Here is a 26,466-nt window from a genome sequence, read left to right as displayed (position 1 = left end):
GGCGGGACATGGATCTGCACTTCGGTGACAGCAAGCCGACGGACGAGGAGCGGGCGGCCGTCGACACGCTGCTCGGCCCTCCGGAGTCCTCGTGGGAGGGCGCCGACCGGTCCGACGCGGACCTCAGGTGGGCGCGCGGTGGCCGTGAGGCCCGCGCGCGCCGGGACCTGCTGCTGCCGGGGCTGCACGCCGTCAACGACCGGGTCGGCTGGATCAGTGAGGGTGCGCTCGGCTATCTGTGCCGCCGGCTGACCGTACCGCCCGCGGAGGCGTACGGCGTCGCGACGTTCTACGCGATGTTCTCGGTGAAGCCGCGCCCGGCGACCGTGCTGCACGTCTGCACGGACCTGGCGTGCATGGCGGCGGGGGCCCCGGAGCTGTGCGAGGGGGTCGAGTCCCGGCTCGGCCCCGGCAGTGGGGTGACCGTGGAGCGCGGCCCCTGCCTAGGCCTGTGCGAACGGGCTCCGGCCGCGCTCGCGGTCAGGGCGGGCGATCCGGTGCGTACGGCCGTGGCGGCGCCCGCCACCGTCGAACGGGCCGTGCTGACGGCGGGCGCGCCCGGCTCGGCGGCCGAGGAGCCGCCCGCGGCGCGGGCCCTCCCCCAGGCCGGCGACCCCTCCCTGATGCTGCTGGGCCGTGTCGGCGTGGTCGACCCCGCCGACCTGGACGACTACCGGGCGCACGGCGGGTACGCCGCGCTGCGGCGGGCCTTCGCGCTCGGGCCCGCCGGGGTGATCCGCGAGGTCACCGACGCGGGCCTGGTCGGGCGTGGCGGGGCCGCCTTCCCGACCGGCCGCAAATGGCAGGCCACGGCCTCCCAGCCCGACACCCCGCACTACCTGGTGTGCAACGCCGACGAGTCCGAGCCGGGCACCTTCAAGGACCGGGTGGTCATGGAGGGAGACCCGTACGCGCTCGTCGAGGCGATGACCGTCGCGGCGTACGCGATCGGCGCGCACAAGGGCTATCTGTATCTGCGGGGCGAGTACCCGCGCGCCCTGCGCCGGATGGAGCACGCCATCGGCCAGGCACGTGCGCGGGGGCTGCTCGGCGACGACGTCCTCGGGCAGGGATACGCCTTCGACATCGAGATCCGGCGCGGCGCGGGCGCGTACATCTGTGGCGAGGAGACCGCCCTGTTCAACTCGATCGAAGGGTACCGGGGCGAGCCGCGTTCCAAGCCGCCCTTCCCCGTGGAGAAGGGTCTGTTCGGCAGGCCCACCGCCGAGAACAACGTCGAGACGCTCGTGAACGTCCTGCCGATCCTGACCGGGGGAGCCGAGGCGTATGCGGCGATCGGCACCCCTGGCTCCACCGGCCCGAAGCTGTACTGCGTGTCGGGGAGCGTGGAACGGCCCGGCGTCTACGAGCTGCCCTTCGGGGCGACGCTGGGCGAGTTGCTGGAACTGGCGGGTGTACGGGAGGGTCTGCGGGCGGTGCTGCTCGGCGGCGCGGCGGGCGGCTTCGTACGGCCCGACGAACTGCACGTCCCGCTCACCTTCGAGGGCACCCGGGAGGCGGGCACGACCCTCGGCTCGGGTGTGGTCATGGCCTTCGACGACACGGTCCCCCTCCCCCGTCTGCTGCTGCGGATCGCCGCGTTCTTCCGTGACGAGTCGTGCGGGCAGTGTGTGCCCTGCCGGGTCGGGACCGTGCGCCAGGAGGAGGCGCTGCACCGGATCGCCGAGCGCGCAGGCGCGGCCGCGGCGGACGACGTCGCCCTGCTCAGGGAGGTCGGCCGCGCGATGCGGGACGCCTCGATCTGCGGTCTCGGGCAGACCGCGTGGAACGCCGTGGAATCCGCGATCGACCGTCTGGGGGCGTACGAATGACCGCGATACCGCTCGGGACTCCCCGCCTGCTGCTCGCATTCACCCTCGACGGTGAACCGGTGCGCGCACCGGAGGGATCGACGGTCCTCGACGCCTGCCGTGCCGCGGGCAAGGACGTCCCGACCCTGTGCCAGGGCGACACGCTGACCCCGAAGAACGCCTGCCGGGTCTGTGTGGTCGAGGTCGAGGGCGCCCGCACCCTCGCTCCGGCCTGCTCGCGGAAGGCGGAGGAGGGCATGCGGGTGCGGACGGACACGGAGCGCGTCCGCCACAGTCGCCGTGTCGTCCTCGAACTGCTCGCCTCCTCGGTGGATCTCTCGACCACCGCGCGGGTTGCGGAGTGGATCGAGGAGTACGGGGCCGAGCCGGACCGGTTCGGCCCCGACGCCGCCCGCGTCGACGAGGAACCCCGGATCGACAACACCCTGTACGTGCGCGACTACGACAAGTGCATCCTCTGCTACAAGTGCGTGGACGCCTGCGGCGACCAGTGGCAGAACACCTTCGCGATCTCGGTCTCCGGGCGCGGCTTCGACGCCAGGATCGCCGTGGAGCACGACGCCCCGCTGACCGACTCGGCGTGCGTGTACTGCGGGAACTGCATCGAGGTGTGCCCGACGGGCGCGCTCTCCTTCAGGTCGGAGTTCGACATGCGGGAGGCGGGTACGTGGGACGAGTCGGCGCAGACCGCGACGACCACGGTGTGCGCCTACTGCGGTGTGGGCTGCAACCTCACGCTGCACGTGCAGGACAATGAGATCGTCAAGGTCACCTCTCCGCACGACAACCCGGTGACCCACGGCAATCTCTGCATCAAGGGCCGTTTCGGCTACCAGCACGTACAGAACCGGGACTGATCAGGACATGGGACGAGTCACGGAACGACGCAAGGTGATCCGCATCCGGGACGGGGCCGAGAGCACCCGCCCCGACACGCTGGTCGCCGAGGAACCCCTGGAGATCCGCCTCAACGGCAAGGCGCTCGCCATCACCATGCGCACCCCGGGCGACGACTTCGCGCTCGCGGCGGGCTTCCTGGTCAGCGAGGGGGTCCTCGGCAGGGCGGACGAGCTGCAGAGCATCGTCTACTGCGCGGGAGCGACGGTGGACGGCTCGAACACGTACAACGTCGTGGACGTACGGACGGCGCCCGGCGTCGTCATGCCCGACATCACCCTCGAACGCAACGTCTACACGACGTCGTCCTGTGGTCTGTGCGGCAAGGCGAGCCTGGACGCGGTCCGCACGACGGCGCGCTGGACCATCGACGACGGTGACGACGCTCCCCCGGTCCGGCTGGAGCCCGCACTCCTCGCCGTCCTCCCCGACCGGCTGCGTGCGGCGCAGCGGGTCTTCGACCGGACCGGGGGTCTGCACGCCGCTGCGCTGTTCACCGAGGACGGCGAGCTCCTCGACGTACGCGAGGACGTGGGCCGGCACAACGCGGTCGACAAGCTGGTCGGGCGCGCCCTGCAGGACGGCAGGCTCCCGCTCTCCCGGACCGTGCTGCTGGTGTCGGGCCGGGCCTCCTTCGAGCTGGCGCAGAAGGCTGTCATGGCGGGCATCCCGGTGCTCGCGGCGGTCTCGGCCCCCTCGTCCCTCGCCGTGGACCTCGCCGCGGAGTCGGGCCTGACCCTGGTCGGGTTCCTGCGCGGCGCCTCCATGAACGTGTACGCGGGCGAGCACCGCATCGCCCTGCGGGCCGCGGCCGCCCAGGGCTGACCGGCTCCCCGCGACACGGCGGCGGGGCCCCGACCGGCGGGGAGCGCCCCCTGCGCCGAAGGGGTCCCGCTGTGTCCTGCCCGGCCGCCTCCGGGACGCGCCGGGCCACGTGCCGGGACCCCCGGTTCGCTCACCCGGCGCTGAAGCGCACCTGCCCGGCGGTCACGACCGTGCCCAGCCGGGGGAAGTCGAGGCGGACGGAGGCCTCGTGCTCGGCCGCGGTGAGGGCGGCCATCGCGTCCTCGGCGAAGACCAGGTCGTAGCCGAGGTCCCCGGCGGCGCGGGCGGTGGACTCGACCCCCAGGTTGGTGGCGATCCCGCCGAACACCAGCGTGGAGATGCCGCGTTCCCGCAGCCGCGCGTCCAGACCGGTGCCCTGGAATCCGCCGATGGACCGCTTGACGATCTCCAGGTCGCCCTGCGCGGAGAGTCCGGCGACCAGGCCGCTGCCGGGTGGCTGCTCGGCCGCCCCGGGCCGTTCGACCCGGACCAGGACGACGAGCGCGCCCGCCTTGCGGAAGGCGGTCGCCAGCTCCTCGGCGGCGGAGAGGACTGCGGTGCCGTCGCGGGGTTCCACGGGCAGCCCGACGATACGGTCCATCAGATCCACGAGCACCAGGGCGGTGCGCGCGGGATCGAGGGCGAGGCGGGGTGCGGTTTCAGGTGCGGTCATGACGGAACGTTAGCCGTCCTCAGCCGTCCGTACCGGAAATCCGGATCAACAAACCCATGAACTGAGCCCGTTCGGCCGTCAGCAGCGGCGAGGGCAGTACGCCGTTCGCCTCGCACCGCCGGTCCGTCGCCCGCGGCCCGGTCGACGGTGCGTCCCGTACCCGCGCAGCCCGCGAACGGTGCGGCACGAGCTCCGCAAATCTGGCGCGAACACGACCGGTGCATGCTCCTTGTGGGGTGCTTGAGAGCCCAAGTAGCGTCTGTGGCCCGCACATCGGACGTCGGATGTCGGATGTCCGACCTCCACCACACCCAGGTCGCCCAGACGCATGAAGGGCAGGTCGCACCATGCCGTCAAGCCTCCGCGCACGTCTGAGATCCACCGCGGCAGCCGTTCTCACGGCCGCCCTCACCGCAGCCGCGCTGATCGCACTGCCCAGCCCGGCCGGAGCCCAACAGGCCGCCGCCCCGGCCGAGTTCGAGCAACAGGTGCTCTTCAAGGCCGCCCAGGACCCCGGCTACGCCTGTTTCCGCATCCCCGCCGTCGTACGGACCTCGCGGGGCACCCTGCTGGCGTTCGCCGAGGGGCGCGTCCACGACTGCGGCGACGCGGGCGACATCGACATCGTCGTCAAGCGGTCGACGGACGGCGGCCGCAGCTGGGGCCCGCTCCAGGTCGTGAACGAGGGCGCGGGCGACACGCACGGCAACCCCGCGCCCGTCGTGGACCGCGAGACCGGCCGCGTGGTGCTGGCGGAGACGTACAACACGGGCCGGACGGACGGCCGCAGCTGCGACGTCCCCTGTGACCGCACCCCGCATCTGCAGTACAGCGACGACGACGGTCTCAGCTGGTCCCGGCCGCGGGACCTGAGTGACGAGATCCTTCCTCCGAACTGGAACTCCTGGTACGCCACCGGGCCCGTGCACGGCATCCAGCTGACCCGCGGCCGGCACCCCGGACGTCTCGTCTTCGGCGTCAACACCGAGACCTGGAACGGCAGTCGGGTCACCGCCAACAACGCCGCCCTCATCACCAGCGACGACGGCGGCGACCACTGGAGGATCGGCGCGACGGACTCGTGGCCGATCGCCGACGACGGCACCTTCCGCCAGAAGCCGTCCGAGCTCACGCTCACCCAACGCGCCGACGGCGCCGTCCTGGTGAGCGGGCGCGAACAGGACGGCACCGATCTCGGCCATAGGACCCAGACCGTCAGCCGTGACGGCGGCGACAGCTTCACCGCCCCCTTCCGCGACCTCCCGGACCTCTACGCACCCCAGGTCCAGGGTTCCGTCCTGCGCCTGGACGACCGGATCCTGCTGGCCTGCCCCGGCGATCCCGACCGGCGCAGGACCATGATGATCCGCTCCTCCTACGACGGCGGCCGCACCTGGGACAGCGTGGACCGCGGCACGGTCGTCACCACGGACTGGTCCGGCTACTCGGACCTGGCCCGGATCGACGGCGACACCGTGGGCCTGCTGTACGAGGGCGGCGCGGTCGACGCGCGCGACGAGATCCGCTTCGCCCGCTTCACCGAGGGCTGGCTCGCGCCGCGCCGCGGACCGGACCCGACGACAGTCGACCTCGCCCCGCGCACCGCACGGGCCGCGGTGCTCGGCGGCGCCCACGAGGCGGCGGGCGTCCTGGGCGGCGCCCTGGAGTTCGACGGCACCGACGACGCCGTACGACTGCCGTACCAGGACCGCCTCCCGCTCGGGACGAAGGACTTCACGGCGTCCCTGTGGTTCCGCTACACGGCCACCACCGGGGAGCAGCCGCTGCTGTGGATGGGCGGGATCGGCACCACCCAGCCGCAGGTGTGGATGCGCGCCGAGCCCGCGTCGGACCGGATCACCGCGCTGATCACCACCCGCGACGGCGCGACGGCCCCGGCCACCGCGTCGGTACGCGTCCCCGGCGCCCGCAACGACGGCCAGTGGCACCATCTGGTGCTGCGCCGCGACCAGGGCGCCGGGCTGCTCACGCTCTTCGTCGACGGTACGTCGGTGAGCACGCCGGACGTGCCCGGATCGGTCAGCCGCAACTCACCGTTCGGGGTGCACGTGGGTCAGCGGATGGACAGCCGGGCCTACTTCACCGGAGCGATCGACGAGGTCCGGGTCTACGACCGGGCGTTGAGCGACGCGGAACTGTCCGCCGCACCGGACCGGAAGGTGACCCGGGACACCGTGGTGTATCTGCCCCTGGACCATGTGGACGGGGGCCACTGACGTCCCGTCCCCGCCCACGACGCACACGCACGACGGCGGCCCGGGGCCGGCTTCGGCGTGCCGCCCGCCGCCCTCCCCCACGACGACGGGGAGGGCGGCGGCGCGTGCACGGCCGTACGCTCCGCCCCCGGCGGCGCAGGGGGATCTCAGTCGGAACGTCGTGCTGTACCGACCGCGGTGCGTGAGCCCGCGCCCCGGTTCCGATCCGTGCCCGGCCGGCCCGTCCGGGCGTCCCCGGCGTCCCCCGCCTCTCCGGCGGCCTCGATCGCCTCGGGATCTCGGGCACGGCGCTTCGCGATCACCGCGCACACCATGAGCTGCATCTGGTGGAAGAGCATCAGCGGCAGCACGGCGAGCGAGGCGTGCGCGCCGAACAGCACGCTGGCCATGGGGAGCCCGGACGCGAGGGACTTCTTCGACCCGGCGAACTGGATCGCGATCCGGTCGCCCCGGCCGAAGCCGAGGGCCTTGCCGCCGTACCAGGTCAACACCAGCATCACCGCGAGCAGCAGGGCCTCGACGAGCAGCAGCCCGGCCAGCCGGACCGCGCTGACCTGGTGCCAGATGCCCTGCACCATGCCCTCGCTGAACGCGGTGTAGACGACCAGCAGGATCGAGCCGCGGTCGACGTACCCGAGGACCTTCTTGTGCCGTGTGATGAACCCGCCGATCCAGCGCCGCAGCAGTTGCCCGGCGAGGAACGGCACCAGCAGTTGCAGCACGATCTTGATCAGCGAGTCCGCGGAGAACCCACCGCCGCTGTTGCCGAGCAGGACCGCCGCGAGCAGCGGGGTGACGACGATGCCCGCGAGCGAGGAGAAGGATCCGGCGCAGATCGCGGCGGGCACGTTGCCACGGGCGATGGAGGTGAAGGCGATCGACGACTGGATCGTCGAGGGGACGAGCGTCAGGAAGAGCAGCCCGGTGTAGAGGTTGTGGGTCAGGAACACCGGTTCGAGTCCGCGGGCGGCGAGGCCGAGCAGCGGGAAGACGACGAAGGTGCAGGCGAGCACCGTGGCGTGGAGACGCCAGTGCTTGAGCCCGTCCAGCGCCTCCCGTGTGGAGAGCCGGGCACCGTACAGGAAGAAGAGGAAGGCGATCGCCGCCGTGGACCCGCCCGAGGCGACATCGGCGCCCGTGCCCCGCGCCGGGAGGAGGGCCGCGAGACCCACCGTCCCGAGCAACAGCAGGATGTAGGGGTCGATCGGCATCCAACTCGGCCACTGCAGGCGTTTCACGGTGCTCCACTGCTCGCTTGTCGTAGATCGTCCGCCGGGGGCGGGTCGTGCCCTCTCCATCGTCCTCCTCCTCTCCGTGATCGGGAATCCGTCATACCGTTCTGACTGCCATCATGACGCGCGATAACCTGTGGCTATGTACGACCCGTCCCAGCTGCGTACCTTCCTCGCGGTGGCAGAAACCCTGAGCTTCACCCAGGCCGCCAGGCGGCTGGGGCTGCGCCAGTCGACGGTCAGCCAGCACGTGCGCCGGCTGGAGGACGCCGCCGGACGGCAGCTGTTCTCGCGCGACACGCACTCCGTGGAGCTCACGGTGGACGGCGAGGCGATGCTGGGCTTCGCGCGCCGCATCCTGGAGGTGCACGAACAGGCGACCGCGTTCTTCACGGGCACCCGGCTGCGCGGGCGCCTGCGCTTCGGCGCCTCGGAGGACTTCGTGCTCACCCGGCTGCCGGAGATCCTGGAGGGGTTCCGGTACGACCATCCCGAAGTGGATCTGGAGCTGACGGTCGAGCTGTCCGGCACGCTGCACAAGCAGCTGGCGGCGGGCAGACTCGACCTGGTGCTGGCCAAGCGGCGGCCCGAGGACCCGCGCGGCGAGCTGGTCCGGCACGACCGCCTGGTCTGGATCGGGGCGGAACGCCTGCGCCTGGACCCCGACCGCCCGGTCCCGCTGATCGTCTACCCGCCCCCGGGCATCACCCGCGCCCTGGCCCTGGAGGCACTGGAGCGCCAGGGCCGGCCCTGGCGCATCGCCTGCACCAGCGGCAGCCTGAACGCCCTGGTCGCGGCGGCCCGCGCGGGCCTCGGCGTGATGGCCCACTCCCGGGGACTCGTACCGCCCGGCCTGGTCACGGTCCCGGAGCGGGCGGGACTGCCGGAGCTCGCCGGGGTCGACTTCGTCCTGGTCCACGGACAGCGGCCGGCGTCCGCGCAGGAGGCGGCGGACGCGCTGGCGGCGGCGATCCTGGGCGGCGGGGACCGGCTGCACCGGGGACAGCCGGGACCGCGGGGCCGCCCGCTGCCGCCACCTGGATGATCCCGCAGCCTCGATCCGATTCCGCTGTCATTCGCCCTCCCGTCCGCGGATCGGCAGGATGGGGGCCATGAGCGAGATCCACACCCCCCGTCTTCTCCTGCGCCGCTGGCTGGACGACGACCTTGTCCCCCTGTCCGAGATCCACGCCGACCCCGAGGTGATGCGGTGGATCGGCGACGGCACGCCGCGTTCCCTGGAGGAGACGGCCGAGGACATCGAGGCGTGGGAGGAGGAGTGGGACGAGGAGGGCTTCGGGATCTTCGCCGTGGAGCTCCTGGGCTCCGGGGAGCTGGCCGGGGCGGTCGGACTGTACCTGGCCGACACCCCGCCCGGGATCGCGGGCGAGGTGGCGATCGGCTGGCGGCTCGGGCGGGCGTTCTGGGGGCAGGGATACGCGTCGGAGGCGGCCCACGGCGCGCTGGAGTTCGCCCTGCAGGACCGCGGCCTCGACCGGGTCGTCGCCGTGTGCCGGACCGCGGACACCGCGTCCACGAACGTGCTGGGCAAGCTCGACATGCGGCCGGAGGGCACCGCGGTGGATCCGGTGCACGGGCACGACCTGCGGGTGTTCGGGATCGACCTGACGGAGTTCCAGGGGTAGACCGCCCCTGACCATGGCCCGGCCGTTCGCCGCGGCCGCCCGGCGGGGGCCGTCGCACGCGTTCCCGCCGGTGCGCGAGGCCGACAAATCCGGCACCCGGCATCCCGCCGCCGGGGCCAGCTCGGTCGTACAGATTCCGTGGAGATTACGGGATCGAAACCTACGGAGCCGTAAGGGATTCTGTCCGACCCTTCCCCATGTGCGGGCATTTCCGTGACTGACCTGTGCGGACGCCGCGTGCTCCCCCACTCCGGCGCCCCTCCCGTCCGACGGCCCGGTGGGGTAGCTTTCACGGCGCTGTGCGGAGCACCACTAGGAGCGGGATTGCGCGAGTTCACCAACTCTCCGTTGGCGTCGGCGCCGCCGGTGGGCGGCCTGGCCGACGTCGTGTTCGACCATGCCCGGGAGGATCCGCTGCACATCGCGCTCGGCCGCAAGGACGAGCAGGGACAGTGGCGCGACGTGACGTCGGCCGAGTTCCGTGACGAGGTCCTCGCCCTGGCCAAGGGGCTCCTCGCCCACGGCATCCGGTTCGGTGACCGGATCGCGATCATGTGCCCCACACGCTACGAGTGGACGCTCTTCGACTTCGCGTTGTGGACGATCGGCGCCCAGGTCGTGCCCATCTACCCGACCTCCTCCGCCGAGCAGGTCTTCTGGATGCTGTACGACGCCCAGGTGTCGGCGGTCATGGTGGAGCACGAGGACCACGCGATGACGGTCGCCACCGTCGTCGACCGGCTGCCGCAGCTGCACAAGCTGTGGCAGCTGGACGCCGGCGCGGTGCAGGAGCTGTACGAAGCGGGCGCGCACCTCGACGACGAGGTGGTGCACCGGCACCGGCGCGCGGTCACGCCCGAGTCCATCGCGACGATCATCTACACCTCGGGAACCACCGGGCGTCCCAAGGGCTGTGTCCTGTCGCACGCGAACTTCATGTTCGAGGCGGACACCGTCATCGAGCGCTGGGAGCCGGTCTTCCACTCACGGCGCGGTGACCAGGCGGCCACCCTGCTGTTCCTGCCGCTCGCGCATGTCTTCGGACGGATGGTGCAGGTCGCGGCGTTCCGCGGGAAGGTCAAGTTCGGCCACCAGCCGCAGCTCAACGCGGCGGCCCTGCTGCCCGACCTGGCCGCGTTCCGGCCGACGTTCTTCCTCGCGGTGCCGTACATCTTCGAGAAGGTGTTCAACGCCGCCCGCCGCAAGGCCGAGAAAGAGGGCAGATCTGGGCCGTTCGAGAAGGCCGTCGAGGTCGCCGTGCGCTACGCGGACGCGGTCGAGGAGAAGGCCTGGGGCATCGGACCCGGCCCCTCGGCGGCCCTGCGGGTGCAGCACCAGTTCTTCGACAAGGTCGTGTACGCCAAGGTGCGGGCCGCGATGGGCGGCCGGGTCAGACACGCGATGTCGGGCGGTTCGGCGATGGACCGGCGGCTCGGACTGTTCTTCGCCGGCGCGGGTGTCGTCGTGTACGAGGGGTACGGACTCACCGAGTCCACCGCGGCCGCCACCGCCAACCCGCCCGAGCGCACCCGGTTCGGCACCGTCGGCCAGGCGATCCCCGGCACCACCGTGCACATCGCGGACGACGGGGAGGTCTGGCTGAACGGCGGGAACGTCTTCCAGGGCTATCTCAACGACCCCAAGGCCACCGACGCCACCTTGCACGACGGCTGGCTCGCCACCGGCGACCTGGGCTCCCTCGACGAGGACGGCTATCTCACCATCACCGGGCGCAAGAAGGAGATCCTGGTGACCTCCGGCGGCAAGAGCGTCTCGCCGGGCGTCCTGGAGGAGCGGGTGCGCGATCATCCGCTGGTCGCGCAGTGCATCGTCGTCGGCAACGACCGGCCGTACATCGCGGCGCTCGTCACCCTCGACGGGGAGGCCGTCGAACACTGGCTCCAGATGCGGGGCAAGCCCCCGCTGTCCAGCGCCGACCTGGTACGCGATCCCGACCTGGAGACCGAGGTGCGGCGCGCGGTGGTCGCGGCGAACACCCTCGTCTCGCAGGCCGAGTCGATCCGCACCTTCCGGATTCTGGCCCACCAGTTCACCGAGGAGCACGGGTTGCTGACGCCTTCGCTGAAGCTGAAGCGGAAGGCGATCGAGAACGCCTACTCGACGGAGGTCGAGGCGCTGTACCAGGCATAGGGATCCCGGCCCTCCCGCACCCGACCCGAGCGACCCGACGCCTCCGTCCCACGGTGACCTGACACCTCCGACCGGAAGCGTCCTGCCCCCCTCGACCCCGTCGACGCCCGCACCGGCACGGCCGGGCTCATTTCCGGCCAATCTCCGGGACCCGCCGTCAATCCACCGGGAATCAGCCGGTCAGGAATGCATCAGGGCCGATGATCGTTGACGATGGCAGTACCACCCGACGACTGAAGGATCGAGAGCTCGTGAGCAAGGTCCCCCCGATCATCCTGAACAACGGCGTCGAGATGCCGCAGCTGGGCTTCGGCGTCTGGCAGGTCCCGGACGACGAGGCGGAGCGAGCCGTCGCCACGGCGCTGGAGAGCGGATACCGCAGCATCGACACGGCGGCGATCTACGGCAACGAGGCGGGCACCGGCAAGGCGATCGCCTCCTCCGGTGTCGCCCGCGAGGACCTCTTCGTCACCACCAAGCTCTGGAACAGCGACCAGGGGTACGACGCCACGCTCCGCGCGTTCGACGTCTCCCTGGAGAAGCTCGGCCTGGAATACGTGGACCTGTATCTGATCCACTGGCCGCTGCCGTCCCGGGACCGGTACGTCGACACGTACAAGGCCTTCGAGAAGATCCACGCCGACGGCCGCGCCAAGGCCATCGGCACCTCCAACTTCCTTCCGGAACACCTGGAGAGGCTGATCGAGGCGACGTCCGTCATCCCGGCCGTCAACCAGATCGAGCTGCACCCGCACCTCCAGCAGCGCGCGGCGCGCGAGTTCCACGCGGAGCAGGGCATCGCCACCGAGGCATGGTCCCCGCTCGGCCAGGGCAAGGGCCTGCTGGAGGTCCCGGCGATCGTCGCCATCGCCCAGAAGCACGGCCGTTCCCCGGCGCAGATCGTCCTCCGCTGGCACATCCAGCTGGGCAACGTCGTGATCCCCAAGTCCGTGACCCCGGCCCGGATCGCGGAGAACATCGACGTGTTCGACTTCTCCCTGGACGCCGAGGACATCGCGGCGATCAGCGCACTGAACGAGGACCGGCGCATCGGTCCCGACCCGGCCACCTTCGACGTGGGCTGACCAGCCCCGACCCATCCGCCGGCCCGGACACGCCCTGCGTGGCCGGGCCGGCGGCTTTCCGACCCCCTGAACCGGCGTCAGCCCCCGGAACGCACCGTGATCCGATTCCTGGACCGGACCAACTCCGCCGAAGGTCTTGACGGGGTCATGTAAACGGGGCCACCTTGTACGGCAACCCGGTAAGGAAACTTTCCTAACCAGAGGGATCCCCCACATGCGTTCTCGAACACTGACCCTCGCGGCCGTCGCCGGTGCCGCGCTCCTCGCCACCGCCGCACTCCCGGCCACCGCCGCCCCGTCCGGCGCCGGAACCCCTGCGTCCGCCCAGGAGGGCTCGGTCAGCGCGGCCGACCTGCTCGCCAAGGTGACGTCCTGTTCGCAGATATCGAGCGGGAAGTACAAGACCGACGACGAGACCTCGGCCACCATCCCGGTGTGCGGCAAGAACGGTGCCGTGTTCTGGAAGGCCGACATGGACATCGACTGCGACGGCCAGGTCACCACCCAGTGCAACGGCGACACCGACCCCTGGTTCCAGGACGACACCGCCTTCCACCAGTCCGACGGCAAGCCGCTGCGGGCCGAGTCGCTGCCGTACGTCGTGGTGCCGAGCACCAGCAGCATCTGGAAGTACACGAGCTACGGGATCAAGGGCGGCGGAGTCGTCGCGGTGATCTACAACAACAAGGTCGAGTACGCCGTCGTGGGCGACACAGGGCCGACACAGATCATCGGTGAGGCCTCGTACGCCACCGCCAAGGCCCTCGGCGTCGACCCCGACCCGGAGACCGGCGGCGCGGACTCCGGCGTGACGTACATCCTGTTCAAGAACTCACAGGTGTCGCCGATCGAGAGTCACACCGCGGCCGTGTCGCTCGGAGACTCCCTGGCGAAGCAGTTCCTGCAGAGCAACTGAGGCGCGCGCGGGTTCGGCGGGTGGGCGCGGGTCGTCGTGGGCCGGTGCGGCGCCCACCCGCCGAAGCACACAGTTCACCGGCCCACACCCCAAAGATGCCTACGGGGCAGGTCAGTTGGGCTGACCGATCGGCCGTACCACCACGGTGTTCACATCGACGCCGGCCGGCCGGCCGATCGCCCAGACGATCGACTGGGCGAGCTGATCGGCCGTCAGGAGGTCGCCGGGCGGAAGGCTCCCGTAGCTGTCCCAGAACGGGGTCTCCACCCGGCCCGGCGAGATCAGGGTCACGCCGACACCGAACTCGGTCACCTCCCGGCGGGCGTTCTCGGCGAGCCCGGTCACGGCCCACTTGGTGGCCCCGTAGATGTTGCCCGGCGTGTGGACGTGGCCCGCCACACTCCCGACCAGCACGATCCGGCCCCGCGTCTCCTTCAGGGCGTCGATCGAGGCCCTGATCAGCAGCGCCGGACCCAGCACATTGGTCAGCACCATCTCGGTCCAGCCGGCCGGGTCGCCCCCGGCCACGGAATCGTGCGTGGCGAAACCGGCGTTGGCGACGACGGTGTCCAGGCGGCCGAACTCCTTGAGCGTCAACTCGACGGCCGCCCGCACCTGGTCGTACTCGGCCGCGTTCCCCACGACCGTCAACAGCCCTTCGGGACGCCCGAGTTCCTCGGCGAAGGCCCGCAGCCGCTCCGCACCGCGCCCGGTGACCGTGACCCGGTGCCCGGCATCGAGCAGTTGTCGCGCGACCGCGGCACCGATACCGCTGCCGCCACCGGTGATGAGCGCGACAGGCGAGTCGTTCATGAGTACCCCCGTATGCATCCGGTCGACCGCGGGAGTACATCACTTGAAGCGCTCTCGAAGTCAAGGACGACCGCGGCGGCACGGCGAGCGGGGCGGTCGGACTCGGCAGTCGGCGGACCGCCCTGGACGTCGGCGGACCGCCCTGGACGTCGGCGGACCGCCCTGGACGTCGGTGGACCGGGCCGCCGGGCGCGTGCCCGCCGGCCCGGGCTACTCCGGCTTCTCCGCGACGTACACCGTGTGCGCCGTCAGCAGGAACACGTCCGGGCGCCGGTGCACGCTCGCCTTGTCCTCCGGGTCGAGGAGCCGCTCGAGGGTGGCGAGGTCGTCCGGGTCGAGCCCGTCGGTGAGGGAATCGCGCAGGCGGGTGAGGGCCGTGACGACGAACGCGCGGGCCTCCTCCGACAGCGGGGCGGGCAGATCGACGAGGAAGGTGCGGGTCGCCGTGTGACGCAGACCGGCCGCCGTCAGCAGCGCGGGCCAGTCCTCGGTCTCCGCCACCGCTCCGGGCAGCTCGGCGCGCATCCGGTCGAAGAACTCGTCGTGGACCACGTCGATCCTGGACTGCAGACCGGGACGGCCGATGCCGATGTCACGCGGGAGGTAGCGAGGAGGCAGACCACCCTCCAGGAGCGCGAGGATGCCGCCGGGCGCGAGGGCGCGCGCGAACCCGGCCAGTGCGGCGCCCTGGTCACCGACGTGGTGCAGGGACCTGCTGGCCCACAGCAGGTCGGCCGGGTACTCCACGTCCCCCAGTCCGTCGGCGAGGTCGGCCCGCACCGTGCTGAAGCGGTCGCCGACGCCGAGCCGGCCGGCGCGGGCGCGGGCGCGCTCCAGCAGGGATTCCACACCGTCCACGGCGACGACCCGCGCCGCGGGGAAGGCGCCCGCGAGAAGGCAGGAGATGACGCCGGGGCCACTGCCCGCGTCCACTATCAGCCCGGAGCCGGGGCGCTGCTCCCGCAGCCAGGCCGCCGCCTCGGCGTAGAGCGGGCTGAACAGCTCCGCCTCCTGCTCCAGCATGGGAACCATGTCGGCGAAGTCCATGTAGGAGTGGTCGTGGGCGTGCCGGGGAGTGCTCGCGTGGTCGTGCCGATGGGTGTTCTCGTGGTCGTGGTCGTGCGCCATGGTGGTCGGCCTCTCGTCCGGGTTGGTGCACAGCGTGCTCCACGGATCCCGGAAACGGCCAATCGTGTTGCTCGAACAGCAAAACCGCGCCGGGAAAATCCGGTGCGGCCCGGGCGGCCCGTCCCCGACCATGGCCCCATGGACGACGAGATGGTGGAACGGTTCGTCGAGGACGGGTTCGTCAGGATCGAGGGCGCCTTCCCGCCCCGCGTCGCCGAGGACGGTGCGCGGCTGCTGTGGAAGGAGACGGGATACGACCCGGACGACCCCGGCACCTGGGAGGACCCCGTGCGCTGGGTGAGCAGCATGGCGCAGGGCCCGTTCGCCGCCGCGGCCAACTCCCCCGCGCTGCACCGCGCCTTCGACCTGCTGGTCGGCGAGCGGCGCTGGCAGCCCCGCTACGCGCTGGGCAGTTTCCCGCTGCGGTTCCCGCACCCGGACGAGCCGGACGACGCGGGCTGGCACATCGAGGGGAGCTATCTCCCCGACGGCCAGTCGCTGTACCACTCCAACCTCTCCTCACGGGGCCGGGCGCTGCTGATGCTCTTCCTGTTCAGCGAGGTGACCGAGGACGACGCCCCGACCCGCATCAGGGTGGGCTCGCACCTCGACGTGCCGCCGGTCCTGGAGCCGTACGGCGAGGATGGTGCCTCCTTCCTCGAACTCGGTCCGAAGGTGGCCGGCGCGTCCGCGCACCGCCCGCTCGCCCTGGCCACCGGCCGCCCCGGCGACGTGTACCTCTGCCACCCGTTCCTGGTGCACGCGGCGCAGCCGCACCACGGCACGCGCCCGCGTCTCATGGCGCAGCCACCGCTGTACCCGGCGGTGCCCCACGAGCTGGAGCGGGCGGACGGCGGCTACTCGGCGGTGGAGTCGGCGATCCGCCGGGGGCTGGCCAAGAAGGCCTGACCCTCCGGCGGATCACCGGGTCACAGGGCCTACAGCGGCGGATACGCGTTCGTCAGCAGCTGCTGGAACTGCGCCGGGATCCAGTGTCCGAAGGACAGCTCGTCGACGTGGCGGTTCCAGTCGACGGGTTCCGGCACGCCGGAACGCGGCGATCCGGTCGAGCCGGACTCCGGTGGGCCGGCCGGAGACACGGCCGCCACCGGTCTCGGCCGCGGCCTTCGCGGACCACTCGGGGTTCACGTACACCTTGGCGCCCGCGTACGGGTTGTCGACCCTGCCGGACGGGTCGCTGCCGCCTCCGCCGCCCCCTCCGTCGTCGACGTTGCAGGTCACTCCGTCGAGGGTGAAGCTGGTGGGCAGGGCGTCGGTGCCGCCGTAGGAGGCGTTGAAGCCGAAGCCGCCCGAACCACTGGCCGCCGGTGTTCCGTTGCAGGGAGGAACCAGGACATGCGCCCGGTTCAAGCGAGCTCTAGGCGTAAAGACGGGCGAGCGCGGTCGCCGTCCGCGCGATCCGGTTCCGCAGTTCGGCGGGCTCCAGCACCTCGATTCCGGCTCCGAGGGCGAGGAACTCGTCGTGGGCGCGGTCGACGGACTCGATCGGGACGGTGGCCCGGGTCCAACCGTCCGCCTCCCTGGTGCCGTTGTCCGCCAGGGCGTCGCCCGCCACGCCGGTGAGCCGGGTTCCCGGCGCGACCCTGATCACCGCCTCACCCCGGTGCAGCCGGTCGTGGAAGTCCCGTTGGTACGCGGTCCAGTACGCGGCCAGGTCGAAGGCCTCGGGTCGCGCGAACTCCTCCCCCGTCGGGTCGAGTCGGAGGATCTGGTCGACGCGGAAGGTTCGCGGCCCCGGTCCCGCCACCACGTACCAGCGCCCGGCCTTCAGGACCAGGCCGTACGGCTCCAGGCGGCGCCGCACATCGGTCGGTTCGCGCCATCGCCGGTACAGGACGCTCAGGACACGGCCGTTCCAGACGGCGTCGGCGACGGCGGGCAGGTACGGGGTGTCGTCGGCGTCCGCGTACCAGCCCGGCGCGTCGAGGTGGAAGCGGTCGCTGATCCGGTCGGCGTGCGCACGCAGCTCGCGCGGGAGGGCGGCGCGGACCTTCAGCCGGGCGGCGGCGAGGACCCGGCCGAGTCCTAGTTCGGCGGCGGGGCCGGGCACGCCCACGAGGAACAGCGCCTCGGCCTCGCCGGCCGTGAGTCCGGTGAGCCGGGTGCGGTAGCCGTCCAGGAGCCGGTATCCGCCCGCGTGGCCCGCGTCTCCGTAGAGCGGCACGCCGGCCGCGTGCAGCGACTCCACGTCCCGGTACACGGTCCGCACCGACACCTCCAGTTCCTCGGCGAGCTGGGCGGCCGTCATCCGGTCGCGTGTCTGCAGCAGCAGAAGAATGGACACCAGGCGGCTGGACTTCACTGACACAGGATGTCAGTGGAGCGGCTCTACCGTCCTGCCATGACCTCGACGACCCCAGCGAATCCGAGCACCTCGACGAGTCCGGCGCATCCCCTGTCACCGGCGCGCCCTCCGATCGCCACGACCGCGGCGACGTCCACGACGGCCGCGACCCGCGCGGCGGCATCCGGGTCCCGCGCGGCGCCCGCGGACGCCGCGGCCCCCACGGGCTTCAAGGAGAAGCTGCTGACCGTACCGCCGCCCATCGAGGTGGCGGGACGGTGGATCAAGCGGTATCACGTCACCGCCGACCCGGCGGGCATCGCGCCCGAGGTCGAGGAGGCGGCGTACGCGCTGCTGCCGGCCCTGCTGCCGGAACCGGACGGCACCCCGCCTGCGACGTTCGTCGTCCTGCACCGGGGCGGGGACGACGGCGCCTACCTCAACGCCTACAGCTGGGTGTGGGACAACGTCCTGCACTTCCGGGGCGCGGCGGCGGGCCAGCCGGTCCTGGGCTGCCCGGACCGGGACCCCGCCCACTTCGGGACGCTCGCGATGCCCTGGATCGGCTGCGTCTGGGAACTGCCACCGATCCTGCACGAACGTGACGCCTGGGTACGGCACTTGCTCTCGCCCGCGGTCCCCGACCTCGCCGCCTATCTCGCCGACTCGCTTCCCGGGGGCACCACGGGAGACCGTTCATGAGCGGCCCGCACGACTTCGACTTCCTGCACGGCGACTGGAACGTCCGCAACCGGCGCCGGGCGGACTTCCTCGACGACGAGAGCGGCTGGGAGGAGTTCCCGGCCACGAGCCGCTGCTGGAGTCTGTTCGACGCGGCCGCGAACATCGACGAGATGGCGGTACCGGGTCAGGGCTGGAAGGGACTCACCTTGCGGTTGTTCGACCCGGTGGCGCGGGCGTGGTCGCTGAACTGGTCCTCCAGCCGCAGCGGGAAGCTGTACCCGCCGGTGACCGGGGCGTTCGGGAGCGATGGACGCGGGGTGTTCCTCGGCGACGACACGTACGACGGGAAGGACGTTCGGGTGCGGTTCGTGTGGTCGGGGATCTCGGCGACCACGGCCCGTTGGGAACAGGCCTTCTCCGTGGACGGGGAGAGAACCTGGGTGACCAACTGGGTCATGGAGTTCACCCGGCCGGCGCCTTCCTGAACGCGCGCAGCGCGAACCGGGGTTCGGGGCGCGGGACTTCCTGACCGGGCAGTGCTTCAAGCAGCGTGACGAAGTGCTCCGTCAGCGGATCGCCGGGCGCCAGCCGGGTGAACCAGCCGCGTCGCAGGTCCGCCACCGTGCTGCGCGGGCTGCGGCCCTGTCCGTGGCCCCGGAACCGGCTCCGGCCGGCCGGGACGAGGCCGTACTCGCCGGCGTACGCCGTCACCTGGTCCGCCGCGTCCCGGGCGGATCGACGCGGGCGCGGCGCGAGTACGGCGTCGATGTCGCTGCCCACGTCGTGCGCGGCGGCCTTGTCGACGGTGGTGACGTACACCCCGCCCGGGCGCAACACCCGCGCGCACTCGGCGACGATGTCCCGGACGTCCGCGCCGCTGTCGGCCAGATGCAGCAGCCATACGCTGGCGACGGCGTCGAACGAGCCGTCGGCGAAAGGCAGTCGGCGGCTGTCGGTGCGTATCACGCGGCCGGGGAGCCGTGCCGCGGCCATCCGGGTCATGCTGTGCGCCGCGTCCACGCCTGTCACCCGCAGCCGGGGGCGTGCGACGGCGAGTCGGCGGGTGACCGTTCCGGTGCCGCAGGCCGTGTCGAGCAGGTTGCGCGCGTCCTCGGGGACGAGGCCGAGCACCGCCGTCGCGGCCGCCTCGGCGCGGGGTTCACCGCCGCGGCTGGCGTCGTAGGCGGCGGCTTCCTTCTCGTAGTCCAGCATGCGGGTCAGGCCGCGCCGTGTCCCGGGGCGAGGTTCTCCACCCTGCGGGCGAGTGCGAGGTCGAGGTCGGTGACGGCGCCGCCGACGCTGTGCGTGTTCACGGTGAGGGTGATCGTGTTGTAGCCGAGTGTGAGGTCGGAGTGGTGGTCGAGCTCATCCTGCACCTGGGCGATGTGCACGACCATCGCGGTCGCGGCGGAGTGGGAGGCGAGGCGGTAGGAGCGGGTGAGGTGGTCGCCGTCGAGCGACCAGCCGGGCAGGTCCGCCAGGCGCGTCTCGATCTCCTTCTGCGACAGGGGTTCGACGGGCATGACGTTGCTCCTTCGGTACGGCGGGGGTGTCCTTGGGCGGGGCCGATTCTCAGCGTGCCACAGTCCTTGTGTCCGCTCTCGTCACCCGGGTTCCGCGCCCCCGTCGCCCCTACCCGACCCAGGGCGCCGACGACAGCCCGGGCGGCCACTGACCAATGGTCAGTCTCCTTTGCCCGCACCGGCTCTACCGCCATGGGAGCCGTCGAGGTGCTAGTGCCGCGGCAGGCAACGTTCGCCCTTCGAGGAGCGGCGTCCGGTGCGTGCTCTCGGCGTGCCGGCCGGAAGTCCTCGTACTGGACGTACTTGGGCTTTCGGCCGGTGCGGCGAGAGTGCGTGCCGGGCGTCGCGACGGGGCGAACGTTGCCTGCCGCGGCACTAGTTCTCCCCGCACGCTCCGTCGGGATCGGCGGCAGCCCGGACGAGGTTCTGTTCCAGGCGTTCGAGGGTGTGCAGGGCGGCGGTCCGCTCGTCGGCGGAGAGGCCCGCCGTGGAGAGGTCCTCCAGGTGACTCCAGACCTGCTCGACCTCGCGGCGCAGGGCATGACTGGCCGCCGTGGGTTCGATGAGCGAGGCGCGCCTGTCGGTGGGCGAGGGGCGGCGGCGGACGAAGCCGGCCTGCTCCAGGCGCCGGACGGTACGGGTCATGGTGGCGGCGTCGGAGTCCATCAGCCGCACCAGGTCGGCCTGTCTCTGGGGGCCGAGCTCCCACAGGTGCATCATCACCAGCTCCTGGCCCGGATGGAGCCCGATCCGGCGCAGCAGCTGTCCGGCGAACATGCGGTGCAGGCGGGCCAGGCGGAAGATCGCGTGACTGACCGGCCCGCTGCCGGCGGCGGCCGGCACCGGGACGGTGACCTCCTGCTCCGCGGGGCCCTTCCCGAGGCCGGGCGTGGACTGCGTCATCGGAACCTCACTTTCCTGCTTGGGCAGGATAAGCCTACCTCCCAAGGGACACCTGGCGGCACCTGCGCCACCACCAGGGCACATAAGAGCAGCCAGCACCATGTTGCGTGGTTCACAGAGGGGAGCGGGAATGCATTCCGGGTGATTACCTGTTCGGACAGGTGATTTACTTGTTCGGACAGGCATCCACTGGTGCGGCTCGTGAGCGCGCTGCCACGGAGCACCACTCCCCCGGAGGAAGAAACCATGACCACCGCTTTCGATCCGATCGTCCTGGGCGGCAAGCGCCTGGCGAACCGCCTCGTGATGGCACCGATGACCCGCAGCCGTGCCCACGGTCCCGGCGCGGAGCCGACCGAGCTGATGGCGACGTACTACGCGCAGCGCGCCACCGCCGGGCTGATCGTCACGGAGGGCATCCAGCCCTCACCCCTCGGCCAGGGCTACCCCGACACCGCCGGGCTGCACACGCCCGGGCAGGTACGGGCATGGCGGACGGTGACCGACGCCGTGCACCGGGAGGGCGGTGCGATCTTCGCGCAGCTGATGCACACCGGCCGGATCGGGCACCCGAGCCTGCTGCCCGACGGGCTGGTGCCGGTGGGGCCGTCGGCGGTGGCCGCCGAGGGGCGGGTCTACACCCACGCGGGGCCGAAGGAGTTCGTCACGCCGAAGGAGCTGAGCGGGGCGGAGATCCGGCAGACCGTCGCCGACTTCGCGGACGCCGCCCGCAACGCGGTCGAGGCCGGGTTCGACGGCGTGGAGCTGCACGGCGCCAACGGTTACCTGATCCACCAGTTCCTCGCGCCCAACACCAACCACCGCACCGACGAGTGGGGCGGCACCACCGAGGGCCGGATCCGCTTCGCCGTGGAGGTCGTCACCGCCGTGGCCGAGGCGATCGGCAGCGACCGGGTGGGGCTGCGGATCTCACCCGGGAACCAGTTCAACGACATCTCCGAGGACACCCCGGACGAGGTCTATCTCGCCCTGCTGGACCGGCTCGCCGGCCTGGACCTCGCCTACCTGCACCTGATGGAAGGCCCGCACCGCGACCTGACCCCGCGGCTGCGCAAGGTCTGGCCCGGCACGTTCGTCATCAACCCGTTCACCTATCCCGACGTCACCGGCCCCGACGCGCTGGGTCTGATCGAGGACGGGAGCGCGGACATGGTGGCCTACGGGGCGCTGTTCCTCGCCAACCCCGACCTGCCCCGGCGCCTCGCCTCCGGCGGCCCGTTCAACGACCCCGACCAGGCCACCTTCTACGGCGGCGACCACCGCGGCTACACCGACTACCCCACCCTCACCGCCTGAGCGGCGACCGCCCCCAGGCAGCCGCACCGTGAGCCGTGGCGCGTGCGATTGCCACCCTTCTCGAATCCGACCAGGAGTTTCCGATGTCCAAAGCGATCACCTTCTCCGAGTACGGCGCGCCCGATGTGCTGCGGCCGTCCGAGGTCACCCCGCCGGAGCCCGCGCCGGGCCAGGTCCGGATCCGGGTGCGGGCCGCCTCCGTGAACCCCCTCGACCTCAAGATCCGGTCGGGCCTGATGGCCAAGGCCGTCCCGGCGCGCTTCCCCGTGGTCCCCGGCCTGGACGCGGCCGGTGTCGTCGATGCCGTCGGTGAGGGAGCCGGTGCGGCCGTGGGGGACGAGGTCCTCGGTGCCGCCGTCGGCGGCAGCTACGCCGAGTACGCCCTGCTGGAGCGGCCGGTGCCCCGGCCCCGGACCCTGTCGTGGGAGGTCGCCGCCTCGCTGGTCACGGTCGGCGAGACCGCGTCCCGCGTCCTGCGCCAGCTGGGTGCGCGGGCCGGGCAGACCCTGCTCGTCCACGGCGCCGCGGGCAGTGTGGGCACCATCGCGGTGCAACTGGCCGTCGCCCGCGGGATCGCCGTCGTCGGGACCGTCGGCGAGCACGACGTCGAGCGCCTCACCGCGCTGGGCGCCACCGCGGTCCGTTACGGCGAAGGATGGCCGGACCGGGTGACGGCCGCCGCCCCCGAGGGAGTCGACTTCGTCCTCGACGCCTCGGGCGCCGGCGTCCTCCCCGAATCCGTCGCCCTGGCCGGCGACAGCGCACGCGTGATCACCATCGCCGACCTGTCCGCCGCCGACCACGGTGTCCGCTTCAGCGCCGGCGGCGCCGACCACGCCGAAGACCCCCTGCCCCAGCTGGTACGGCTGGCCGCGGCCGGCGGACTCGACATCCCCGTGTGGCGTACGTACCCGCTCGACCAGGCCGTCATCGCCCACCGGGACATCGAGGCCCGCCGCAACAAGGGCAAGGTCGTCCTCCTTCCCTGAACCCCCGTGCCGCCGCCTCGCCTCTTCCGGCCCAGGGGGGCCTCGAACGCGGCGGTGACCCTCGAAACGCACCGGCCTCGCGCCCGACGGCTCGTCCTCGAACGCCGGACGGGCTGTGGATGCGGGCCCGCGCCGGATGGTTCCGGCCGGGCGGGATCGTCTCCGATCCCGGCGGGAGATGCCGGCCGGGCCCAGCCGTCCCGGCCCGTCCGGCGCCTGAGAACAAGGACGTTCAGGCCGGACGGGGGTCCGGGGCCGAGCCCCCCCAGGTCTGAGCGGGTCGGCGGGGACGGCGGGGACGGCGGGGACGAGGAAACGGTCGCGGTCTCCCAGGGCGGGCCCCGGTTCAAGTTGTCGTAGACGCCCGCTCCTGGACTACGGTCGGCGTATGCCCATGGTCACGTCCGGTTCCAGCACGTCCCCGATCCCCCGGGCCGGGGCGGGAGTCGGCCCGCTGCTGCGCGGCTGGCGGGAGCAGCGTCGGGTCAGCCAGCTGGAGCTGGCGCTGCGGGCCGACTCCTCCGCCCGGCACATCAGCTTCATCGAGACGGGACGCTCCCGTCCCAGCGAGGAGATGGTGCTGCGGCTGGCCGAACACCTCGACGTGCCGGTGCGCGAACGCAACGCGCTGCTGCTGGCCGCCGGTTACGCCCCGCACTACCCGGAGACCCCGCTCGACGCCCCGGCGATGGACGCGGTGCGTCAGGGCGTCGAGCGGCTGATCCAGGGGTACGAGCCCTACCCGGCGCTGGTCGTCGACGCCACGTACACCGTGCTCGCCGCGAACCGGGGCGTCGCCATGTTCCTCGACGGTGTCCCCGAGTCGCTGCTCGCGCCGCCGCTGAACGCGATGCGGCTGACCCTGCACCCCCAGGGCCTGGCTCCGCGCATCCGCAACCTGCGGGAATGGCGTGAGCACCTGCTCGCGCAGATGGAGCGTCAGATCGCCCTGCGCCGCTCCGAGCCGCTGCGCGCGCTGTACGAGGAGGTGGCCGCGTACCCGGTTCCGCCCGTGGATCCGGAGCCCGCCGGCGCGGAGGCCGCCGAGCCGGTTCCGTACTTCGCGCTGCCGATGCGGATCGAACACGACGGCCGGATCCTGTCGTTCGTCTCGTCCATCTCCACCTTCAACACCCCGATGGACGTGACGGTAGCCGAGCTGGCCATCGAGACGTTCCTGCCCGCCGACCCGGCCACAGCCAAATACCTTCAGTCACTTGCGTCTTGACGAACGGTCAACGATCCGTTTGAGTCATTCTCGTCCTGTCGGACCCCATGGAGGTCCCGGGGCGCATGACACACTGCTCGGGGGGCTTCGGCGCGTGGGGAGGGCGTGGCGTGAGTGAACGGCGGGCTGCGCCCACCGTGGGGCAAGTGGTGCTCGGACGGCGGCTGCAGGAGTTGCGGGAGGCGACCGGTCTGCGGCGGGAGGAGGCCGCGCGTGTTCTGCGTGTGGCTCCGGCGACCGTGCGGCGCATGGAGATGGCCGAGGTCGCCCTCAAGATCCCTTACCTCCAGGTGCTGCTGACGACGTACGGGGTGGCGGACGAAGAGGTCGCCGCTTTCGTCGCGCTGGCCGAGGAGGCGAACCGGCCGGGGTGGTGGCAGCGGTTCCACGACGTACTGCCGGACTGGTTCAGCCTGCATGTCAGTCTGGAGGGCGCCGCCCGGATGATCCGCTCGTACGAGCCACACTTCGTGCCCGGTCTGCTGCAGACCGAGGAGTACGCGCGGGCCGTGCTGGAGGCCGGGACGGTCGGGCAGAGGGGTCCGGAGGCCATCGAGCGGCATGTCACGCTGCGCATGACGCGGCAGCAACTGCTGCTGGGACGGGAGAACCGGCCCCACCTCTGGGTGATCATGGACGAGACGGCGCTGCGGCGGCCCGTGAGCATCCGCGGCGAGGTGATGCGCCACCAGATCGACCGGCTCCTGAGGGAGTTGGAGAGCGACGACATCTCCCTCCAGGTCGCCGAGTACGCGAGCGGGCCGCATCCGGGGACGTACACGTCCTTCGCCCTGTTCCGCTTCGCGGAGCCGGAACTGCCGGACATGGTCTACAGCGAGTACCTGACCGGTGCCGTCTATCTCGACTCGCGGCGCGAGGTGGCCACGCATCTGGAGGTCCTGGACCACATGTCGGCCCAGGCCGCCTCCGTCCCCCGCACGAAGGAGATCCTGCGGGAACTGCGCGACTCCTACTGACGGAGCCCCTGTCCAGGAGGGAGTCCCGCGCCCTGCGGTGTCCCGGTCGTCGCCGTCCGATGCCCGGCGGTCCGTGTCGGAGCGCCGGGTGCGTCGTCGCGCGCCCCGGTGTCCGCCGCGACGGACTCCCACAGCTTCACGGTCACCTCGTCCAGCAGACCGAATCGCTGCGTCATCCGATGCAGCACCGCCGGAGAGGACGTCGCCTCATGACGCAGCGCGAGCACACCCATCGCCTCCCAGTGCCGCGTGGCCGCCGCGTGCAGGGCGAGGCTGTCCGCCGACGCGCCTGCGGCGTGCAGGGACTCGGCCATCAGTTTCAGGCTGGGCACCGCGTAGAGGACCGAGGCGTGGTGGAACAGACGGCGGGCGCCGCGGGCGGCGCGCTCGGGTGAGCCCGCGAAGCACTCCTCGCACAGCGCCTGGTAGCGGCGGATGGCCTCCCGGAAGCGGTCCTCCGCGAAGAAGCGCTCCGCCTGGCGGGTCAGTGCGCCGCTCAACGCCGCCTCGTCCGGGCGTCCTTCGCCGGGAAGGCCGGTCGCGTCGTCGGATATGGCGTAGAAGAAGCCCATGGCGTCGTGGGCCTCGCTCCTGATCCGGTCGGCGGCCGACCGGACCAGGTCGTCGAGGGTCACCACGGCCCGGCAGCTGAACGGCTTCAGGTCGACGACGAGCGAGTCGTGGACCTCGACATGGCTGTGGTCGTCGGCGATCTTGTCGACCACGACCGCGTGCAGATACGGGGCGTTGTCGCGGTACACGTCGGCGTAGTTGAGGTGGGCTGTGTTGACCCAGACGATGACCGCCCGGTACCGCTTCAGGAGCGCGGCGAGCTGCGGGCCCGTCGCGTCGAAGTCGACGGGTTCCTTGTGCACGGTGAAGGCAGACCGGGTGATGCCGAGCGCGCCGGCCTCTTCCACCGGGAAGATGTACTCCGGGTACCCGGACTCGTCCAGGCCCGCCTGGAACAGGTAGCCGTCCCCCCGCTCGAAGACGGCCCGTTCCTCGACCGTGCGGCCCGCGATGCCGGCGAGGACGGAGTAGCTTCCGGTCAGGCAGTTGACGGCCGTCTGCTCGAACCGCTCGAGGATGTGGCTGTTCATCG

Annotated in this window: 25 protein-coding genes and 1 pseudogene; 16 read left to right on the top strand and 10 right to left on the bottom strand. The window is 71.9% G+C overall.

Features of this window, described 5'->3' with window-relative positions:
- The first annotated feature begins 8 nt into the window (after positions 1 to 8).
- Genes OHB41_RS37035 through fdhD form a run of 3 tightly spaced genes read left to right on the top strand, consistent with a single transcriptional unit; the run spans position 9 to position 3,554 of the window.
- Positions 9 to 1,832, top strand: coding sequence for an NAD(P)H-dependent oxidoreductase subunit E (locus OHB41_RS37035; RefSeq protein WP_266703492.1), 1,824 nt, complete (start codon positions 9 to 11; stop codon positions 1,830 to 1,832).
- The gene (locus tag OHB41_RS37030) at positions 1,829 to 2,689 is read left to right on the top strand and encodes a 2Fe-2S iron-sulfur cluster-binding protein (protein ID WP_266703490.1); all 861 of its coding nucleotides are present in this window, start codon (positions 1,829 to 1,831) and stop codon (positions 2,687 to 2,689) included. Before OHB41_RS37035 ends, OHB41_RS37030 begins: the two co-directional genes overlap by 4 nt.
- Before the next feature lie 7 nt (positions 2,690 to 2,696).
- A complete protein-coding gene (gene fdhD, locus OHB41_RS37025; protein WP_266703488.1) occupies positions 2,697 to 3,554 on the top strand; it encodes a formate dehydrogenase accessory sulfurtransferase FdhD in 858 nt (285 codons plus the stop codon).
- Between the two features lie 130 nt (positions 3,555 to 3,684).
- Here fdhD and OHB41_RS37020 read toward each other — a convergent pair whose 3' ends face one another.
- Positions 3,685 to 4,227, bottom strand: coding sequence for an isochorismatase family protein (locus OHB41_RS37020; protein WP_266703486.1), 543 nt, complete (start codon positions 4,225 to 4,227; stop codon positions 3,685 to 3,687).
- A 347-nt stretch (positions 4,228 to 4,574) separates the two neighbouring features.
- Here OHB41_RS37020 and OHB41_RS37015 point away from each other — a divergent pair, with 347 nt between their 5' ends.
- Positions 4,575 to 6,464, top strand: coding sequence for an exo-alpha-sialidase (locus OHB41_RS37015; RefSeq protein WP_266703484.1), 1,890 nt, complete (start codon positions 4,575 to 4,577; stop codon positions 6,462 to 6,464).
- A 146-nt stretch (positions 6,465 to 6,610) separates the two neighbouring features.
- On the opposite strand, the gene OHB41_RS37010 is transcribed toward OHB41_RS37015, so the two are convergent.
- Positions 6,611 to 7,702 carry a bile acid:sodium symporter family protein gene (locus tag OHB41_RS37010; protein ID WP_266703482.1) on the bottom strand — a complete coding sequence of 364 codons (1,092 nt, stop codon included), beginning with the start codon at positions 7,700 to 7,702 and terminating at the stop codon, positions 6,611 to 6,613.
- Between the two features lie 136 nt (positions 7,703 to 7,838).
- On the opposite strand from OHB41_RS37010, the gene OHB41_RS37005 reads away from it, so the two are divergent.
- The 5 genes from OHB41_RS37005 (at position 7,839) to OHB41_RS36985 (ending at position 13,494) form a co-directional block, all read left to right on the top strand.
- Positions 7,839 to 8,741: a LysR substrate-binding domain-containing protein gene (locus OHB41_RS37005; protein ID WP_266703480.1), complete on the top strand. Its 903-nt coding sequence runs from the start codon at positions 7,839 to 7,841 to the stop codon at positions 8,739 to 8,741.
- A 67-nt stretch (positions 8,742 to 8,808) separates the two neighbouring features.
- Positions 8,809 to 9,342, top strand: a complete 534-nt coding sequence (locus tag OHB41_RS37000) for a GNAT family N-acetyltransferase (protein WP_266703478.1) — start codon at positions 8,809 to 8,811, stop codon at positions 9,340 to 9,342.
- 324 nt (positions 9,343 to 9,666) lie between these two features.
- Complete coding sequence (locus tag OHB41_RS36995) at positions 9,667 to 11,493, top strand: AMP-dependent synthetase/ligase (RefSeq protein ID WP_266703476.1); 1,827 nt, start codon at positions 9,667 to 9,669, stop codon at positions 11,491 to 11,493.
- A gap of 293 nt (positions 11,494 to 11,786) precedes the next feature.
- The gene (locus OHB41_RS36990; RefSeq protein WP_266706418.1) at positions 11,787 to 12,578 is read left to right on the top strand and encodes an aldo/keto reductase; all 792 of its coding nucleotides are present in this window, start codon (positions 11,787 to 11,789) and stop codon (positions 12,576 to 12,578) included.
- 214 nt (positions 12,579 to 12,792) lie between these two features.
- On the top strand, positions 12,793 to 13,494 hold the full coding sequence (locus OHB41_RS36985) for a glycoside hydrolase family 75 protein (protein ID WP_266703474.1): 702 nt from the start codon (positions 12,793 to 12,795) through the stop codon (positions 13,492 to 13,494).
- Between the two features lie 111 nt (positions 13,495 to 13,605).
- Here OHB41_RS36985 and OHB41_RS36980 read toward each other — a convergent pair whose 3' ends face one another.
- A complete protein-coding gene (locus tag OHB41_RS36980; protein WP_266703472.1) occupies positions 13,606 to 14,307 on the bottom strand; it encodes an SDR family oxidoreductase in 702 nt (233 codons plus the stop codon).
- A 210-nt stretch (positions 14,308 to 14,517) separates the two neighbouring features.
- Positions 14,518 to 15,435 carry a class I SAM-dependent methyltransferase gene (locus OHB41_RS36975; RefSeq protein WP_266703470.1) on the bottom strand — a complete coding sequence of 306 codons (918 nt, stop codon included), beginning with the start codon at positions 15,433 to 15,435 and terminating at the stop codon, positions 14,518 to 14,520.
- A 138-nt stretch (positions 15,436 to 15,573) separates the two neighbouring features.
- Here OHB41_RS36975 and OHB41_RS36970 point away from each other — a divergent pair, with 138 nt between their 5' ends.
- Positions 15,574 to 16,344 (top strand): phytanoyl-CoA dioxygenase family protein, encoded by a 771-nt coding sequence (locus OHB41_RS36970; protein WP_266703468.1) that lies wholly within the window; start codon positions 15,574 to 15,576, stop codon positions 16,342 to 16,344.
- Positions 16,345 to 16,488: 144 nt separating this feature from the next.
- Here the strand turns inward: OHB41_RS36970 and OHB41_RS36965 are convergent.
- Together OHB41_RS36965 and OHB41_RS36960 are read right to left on the bottom strand one after the other, a co-directional pair.
- A pseudogene (locus OHB41_RS36965) lies at positions 16,489 to 16,806 on the bottom strand (hypothetical protein); the annotation flags it as partial.
- Between the two features lie 7 nt (positions 16,807 to 16,813).
- On the bottom strand, positions 16,814 to 17,758 hold the full coding sequence (locus OHB41_RS36960) for a helix-turn-helix transcriptional regulator (RefSeq protein ID WP_266703466.1): 945 nt from the start codon (positions 17,756 to 17,758) through the stop codon (positions 16,814 to 16,816).
- A 222-nt stretch (positions 17,759 to 17,980) separates the two neighbouring features.
- On the opposite strand from OHB41_RS36960, the gene OHB41_RS36955 reads away from it, so the two are divergent.
- Together OHB41_RS36955 and OHB41_RS36950 are read left to right on the top strand one after the other, a co-directional pair.
- Positions 17,981 to 18,442 (top strand): hypothetical protein, encoded by a 462-nt coding sequence (locus OHB41_RS36955; protein ID WP_323138457.1) that lies wholly within the window; start codon positions 17,981 to 17,983, stop codon positions 18,440 to 18,442.
- Positions 18,439 to 18,909, top strand: a complete 471-nt coding sequence (locus OHB41_RS36950) for a hypothetical protein (protein ID WP_266703462.1) — start codon at positions 18,439 to 18,441, stop codon at positions 18,907 to 18,909. The genes OHB41_RS36955 and OHB41_RS36950 overlap by 4 nt, the downstream gene beginning before the upstream one ends.
- Here OHB41_RS36950 and OHB41_RS36945 read toward each other — a convergent pair.
- The 3 genes from OHB41_RS36945 to OHB41_RS36935 all read right to left on the bottom strand — a co-directional run bounded on the left by OHB41_RS36945 (position 18,887) and on the right by OHB41_RS36935 (position 20,850).
- Positions 18,887 to 19,636 carry a class I SAM-dependent methyltransferase gene (locus OHB41_RS36945; RefSeq protein WP_266703460.1) on the bottom strand — a complete coding sequence of 250 codons (750 nt, stop codon included), beginning with the start codon at positions 19,634 to 19,636 and terminating at the stop codon, positions 18,887 to 18,889. The genes OHB41_RS36950 and OHB41_RS36945 overlap by 23 nt on opposite strands.
- A gap of 5 nt (positions 19,637 to 19,641) precedes the next feature.
- Complete coding sequence (locus OHB41_RS36940) at positions 19,642 to 19,947, bottom strand: 4a-hydroxytetrahydrobiopterin dehydratase (RefSeq protein ID WP_266703458.1); 306 nt, start codon at positions 19,945 to 19,947, stop codon at positions 19,642 to 19,644.
- Positions 19,948 to 20,322: 375 nt separating this feature from the next.
- Complete coding sequence (locus OHB41_RS36935; protein ID WP_266703456.1) at positions 20,323 to 20,850, bottom strand: MarR family winged helix-turn-helix transcriptional regulator; 528 nt, start codon at positions 20,848 to 20,850, stop codon at positions 20,323 to 20,325.
- A 246-nt stretch (positions 20,851 to 21,096) separates the two neighbouring features.
- Between OHB41_RS36935 and OHB41_RS36930 the strand changes: the two genes are divergently transcribed.
- From OHB41_RS36930 to OHB41_RS36915, 4 genes are all read left to right on the top strand, one after another.
- Positions 21,097 to 22,167 (top strand): alkene reductase, encoded by a 1,071-nt coding sequence (locus OHB41_RS36930; protein ID WP_266703454.1) that lies wholly within the window; start codon positions 21,097 to 21,099, stop codon positions 22,165 to 22,167.
- Positions 22,168 to 22,250: 83 nt separating this feature from the next.
- The gene (locus OHB41_RS36925) at positions 22,251 to 23,156 is read left to right on the top strand and encodes an NADP-dependent oxidoreductase (protein ID WP_266703452.1); all 906 of its coding nucleotides are present in this window, start codon (positions 22,251 to 22,253) and stop codon (positions 23,154 to 23,156) included.
- 388 nt (positions 23,157 to 23,544) lie between these two features.
- Positions 23,545 to 24,384, top strand: coding sequence for a helix-turn-helix domain-containing protein (locus tag OHB41_RS36920; protein WP_266703450.1), 840 nt, complete (start codon positions 23,545 to 23,547; stop codon positions 24,382 to 24,384).
- Between the two features lie 110 nt (positions 24,385 to 24,494).
- Entirely contained in the window at positions 24,495 to 25,361 is an 867-nt protein-coding gene (locus tag OHB41_RS36915; RefSeq protein ID WP_266703448.1) for a Sco1979 family transcriptional regulator, read from the top strand.
- Here OHB41_RS36915 and OHB41_RS36910 read toward each other — a convergent pair.
- On the bottom strand, positions 25,355 to 26,464 hold the full coding sequence (locus OHB41_RS36910) for a hypothetical protein (protein WP_266703446.1): 1,110 nt from the start codon (positions 26,462 to 26,464) through the stop codon (positions 25,355 to 25,357). The two genes, OHB41_RS36915 and OHB41_RS36910, sit on opposite strands and share 7 nt — an antisense overlap.
- Positions 26,465 to 26,466: the final 2 nt, after the last annotated feature.

The sequence above is a fragment of the Streptomyces sp. NBC_01571 genome, from assembly GCF_026339875.1.
GTDB lineage: Bacteria > Actinomycetota > Actinomycetes > Streptomycetales > Streptomycetaceae > Streptomyces.
The sequence above is the reverse complement of the archived record's forward strand: the minus strand, read 5'-3'. Positions and strand labels throughout refer to the sequence as shown.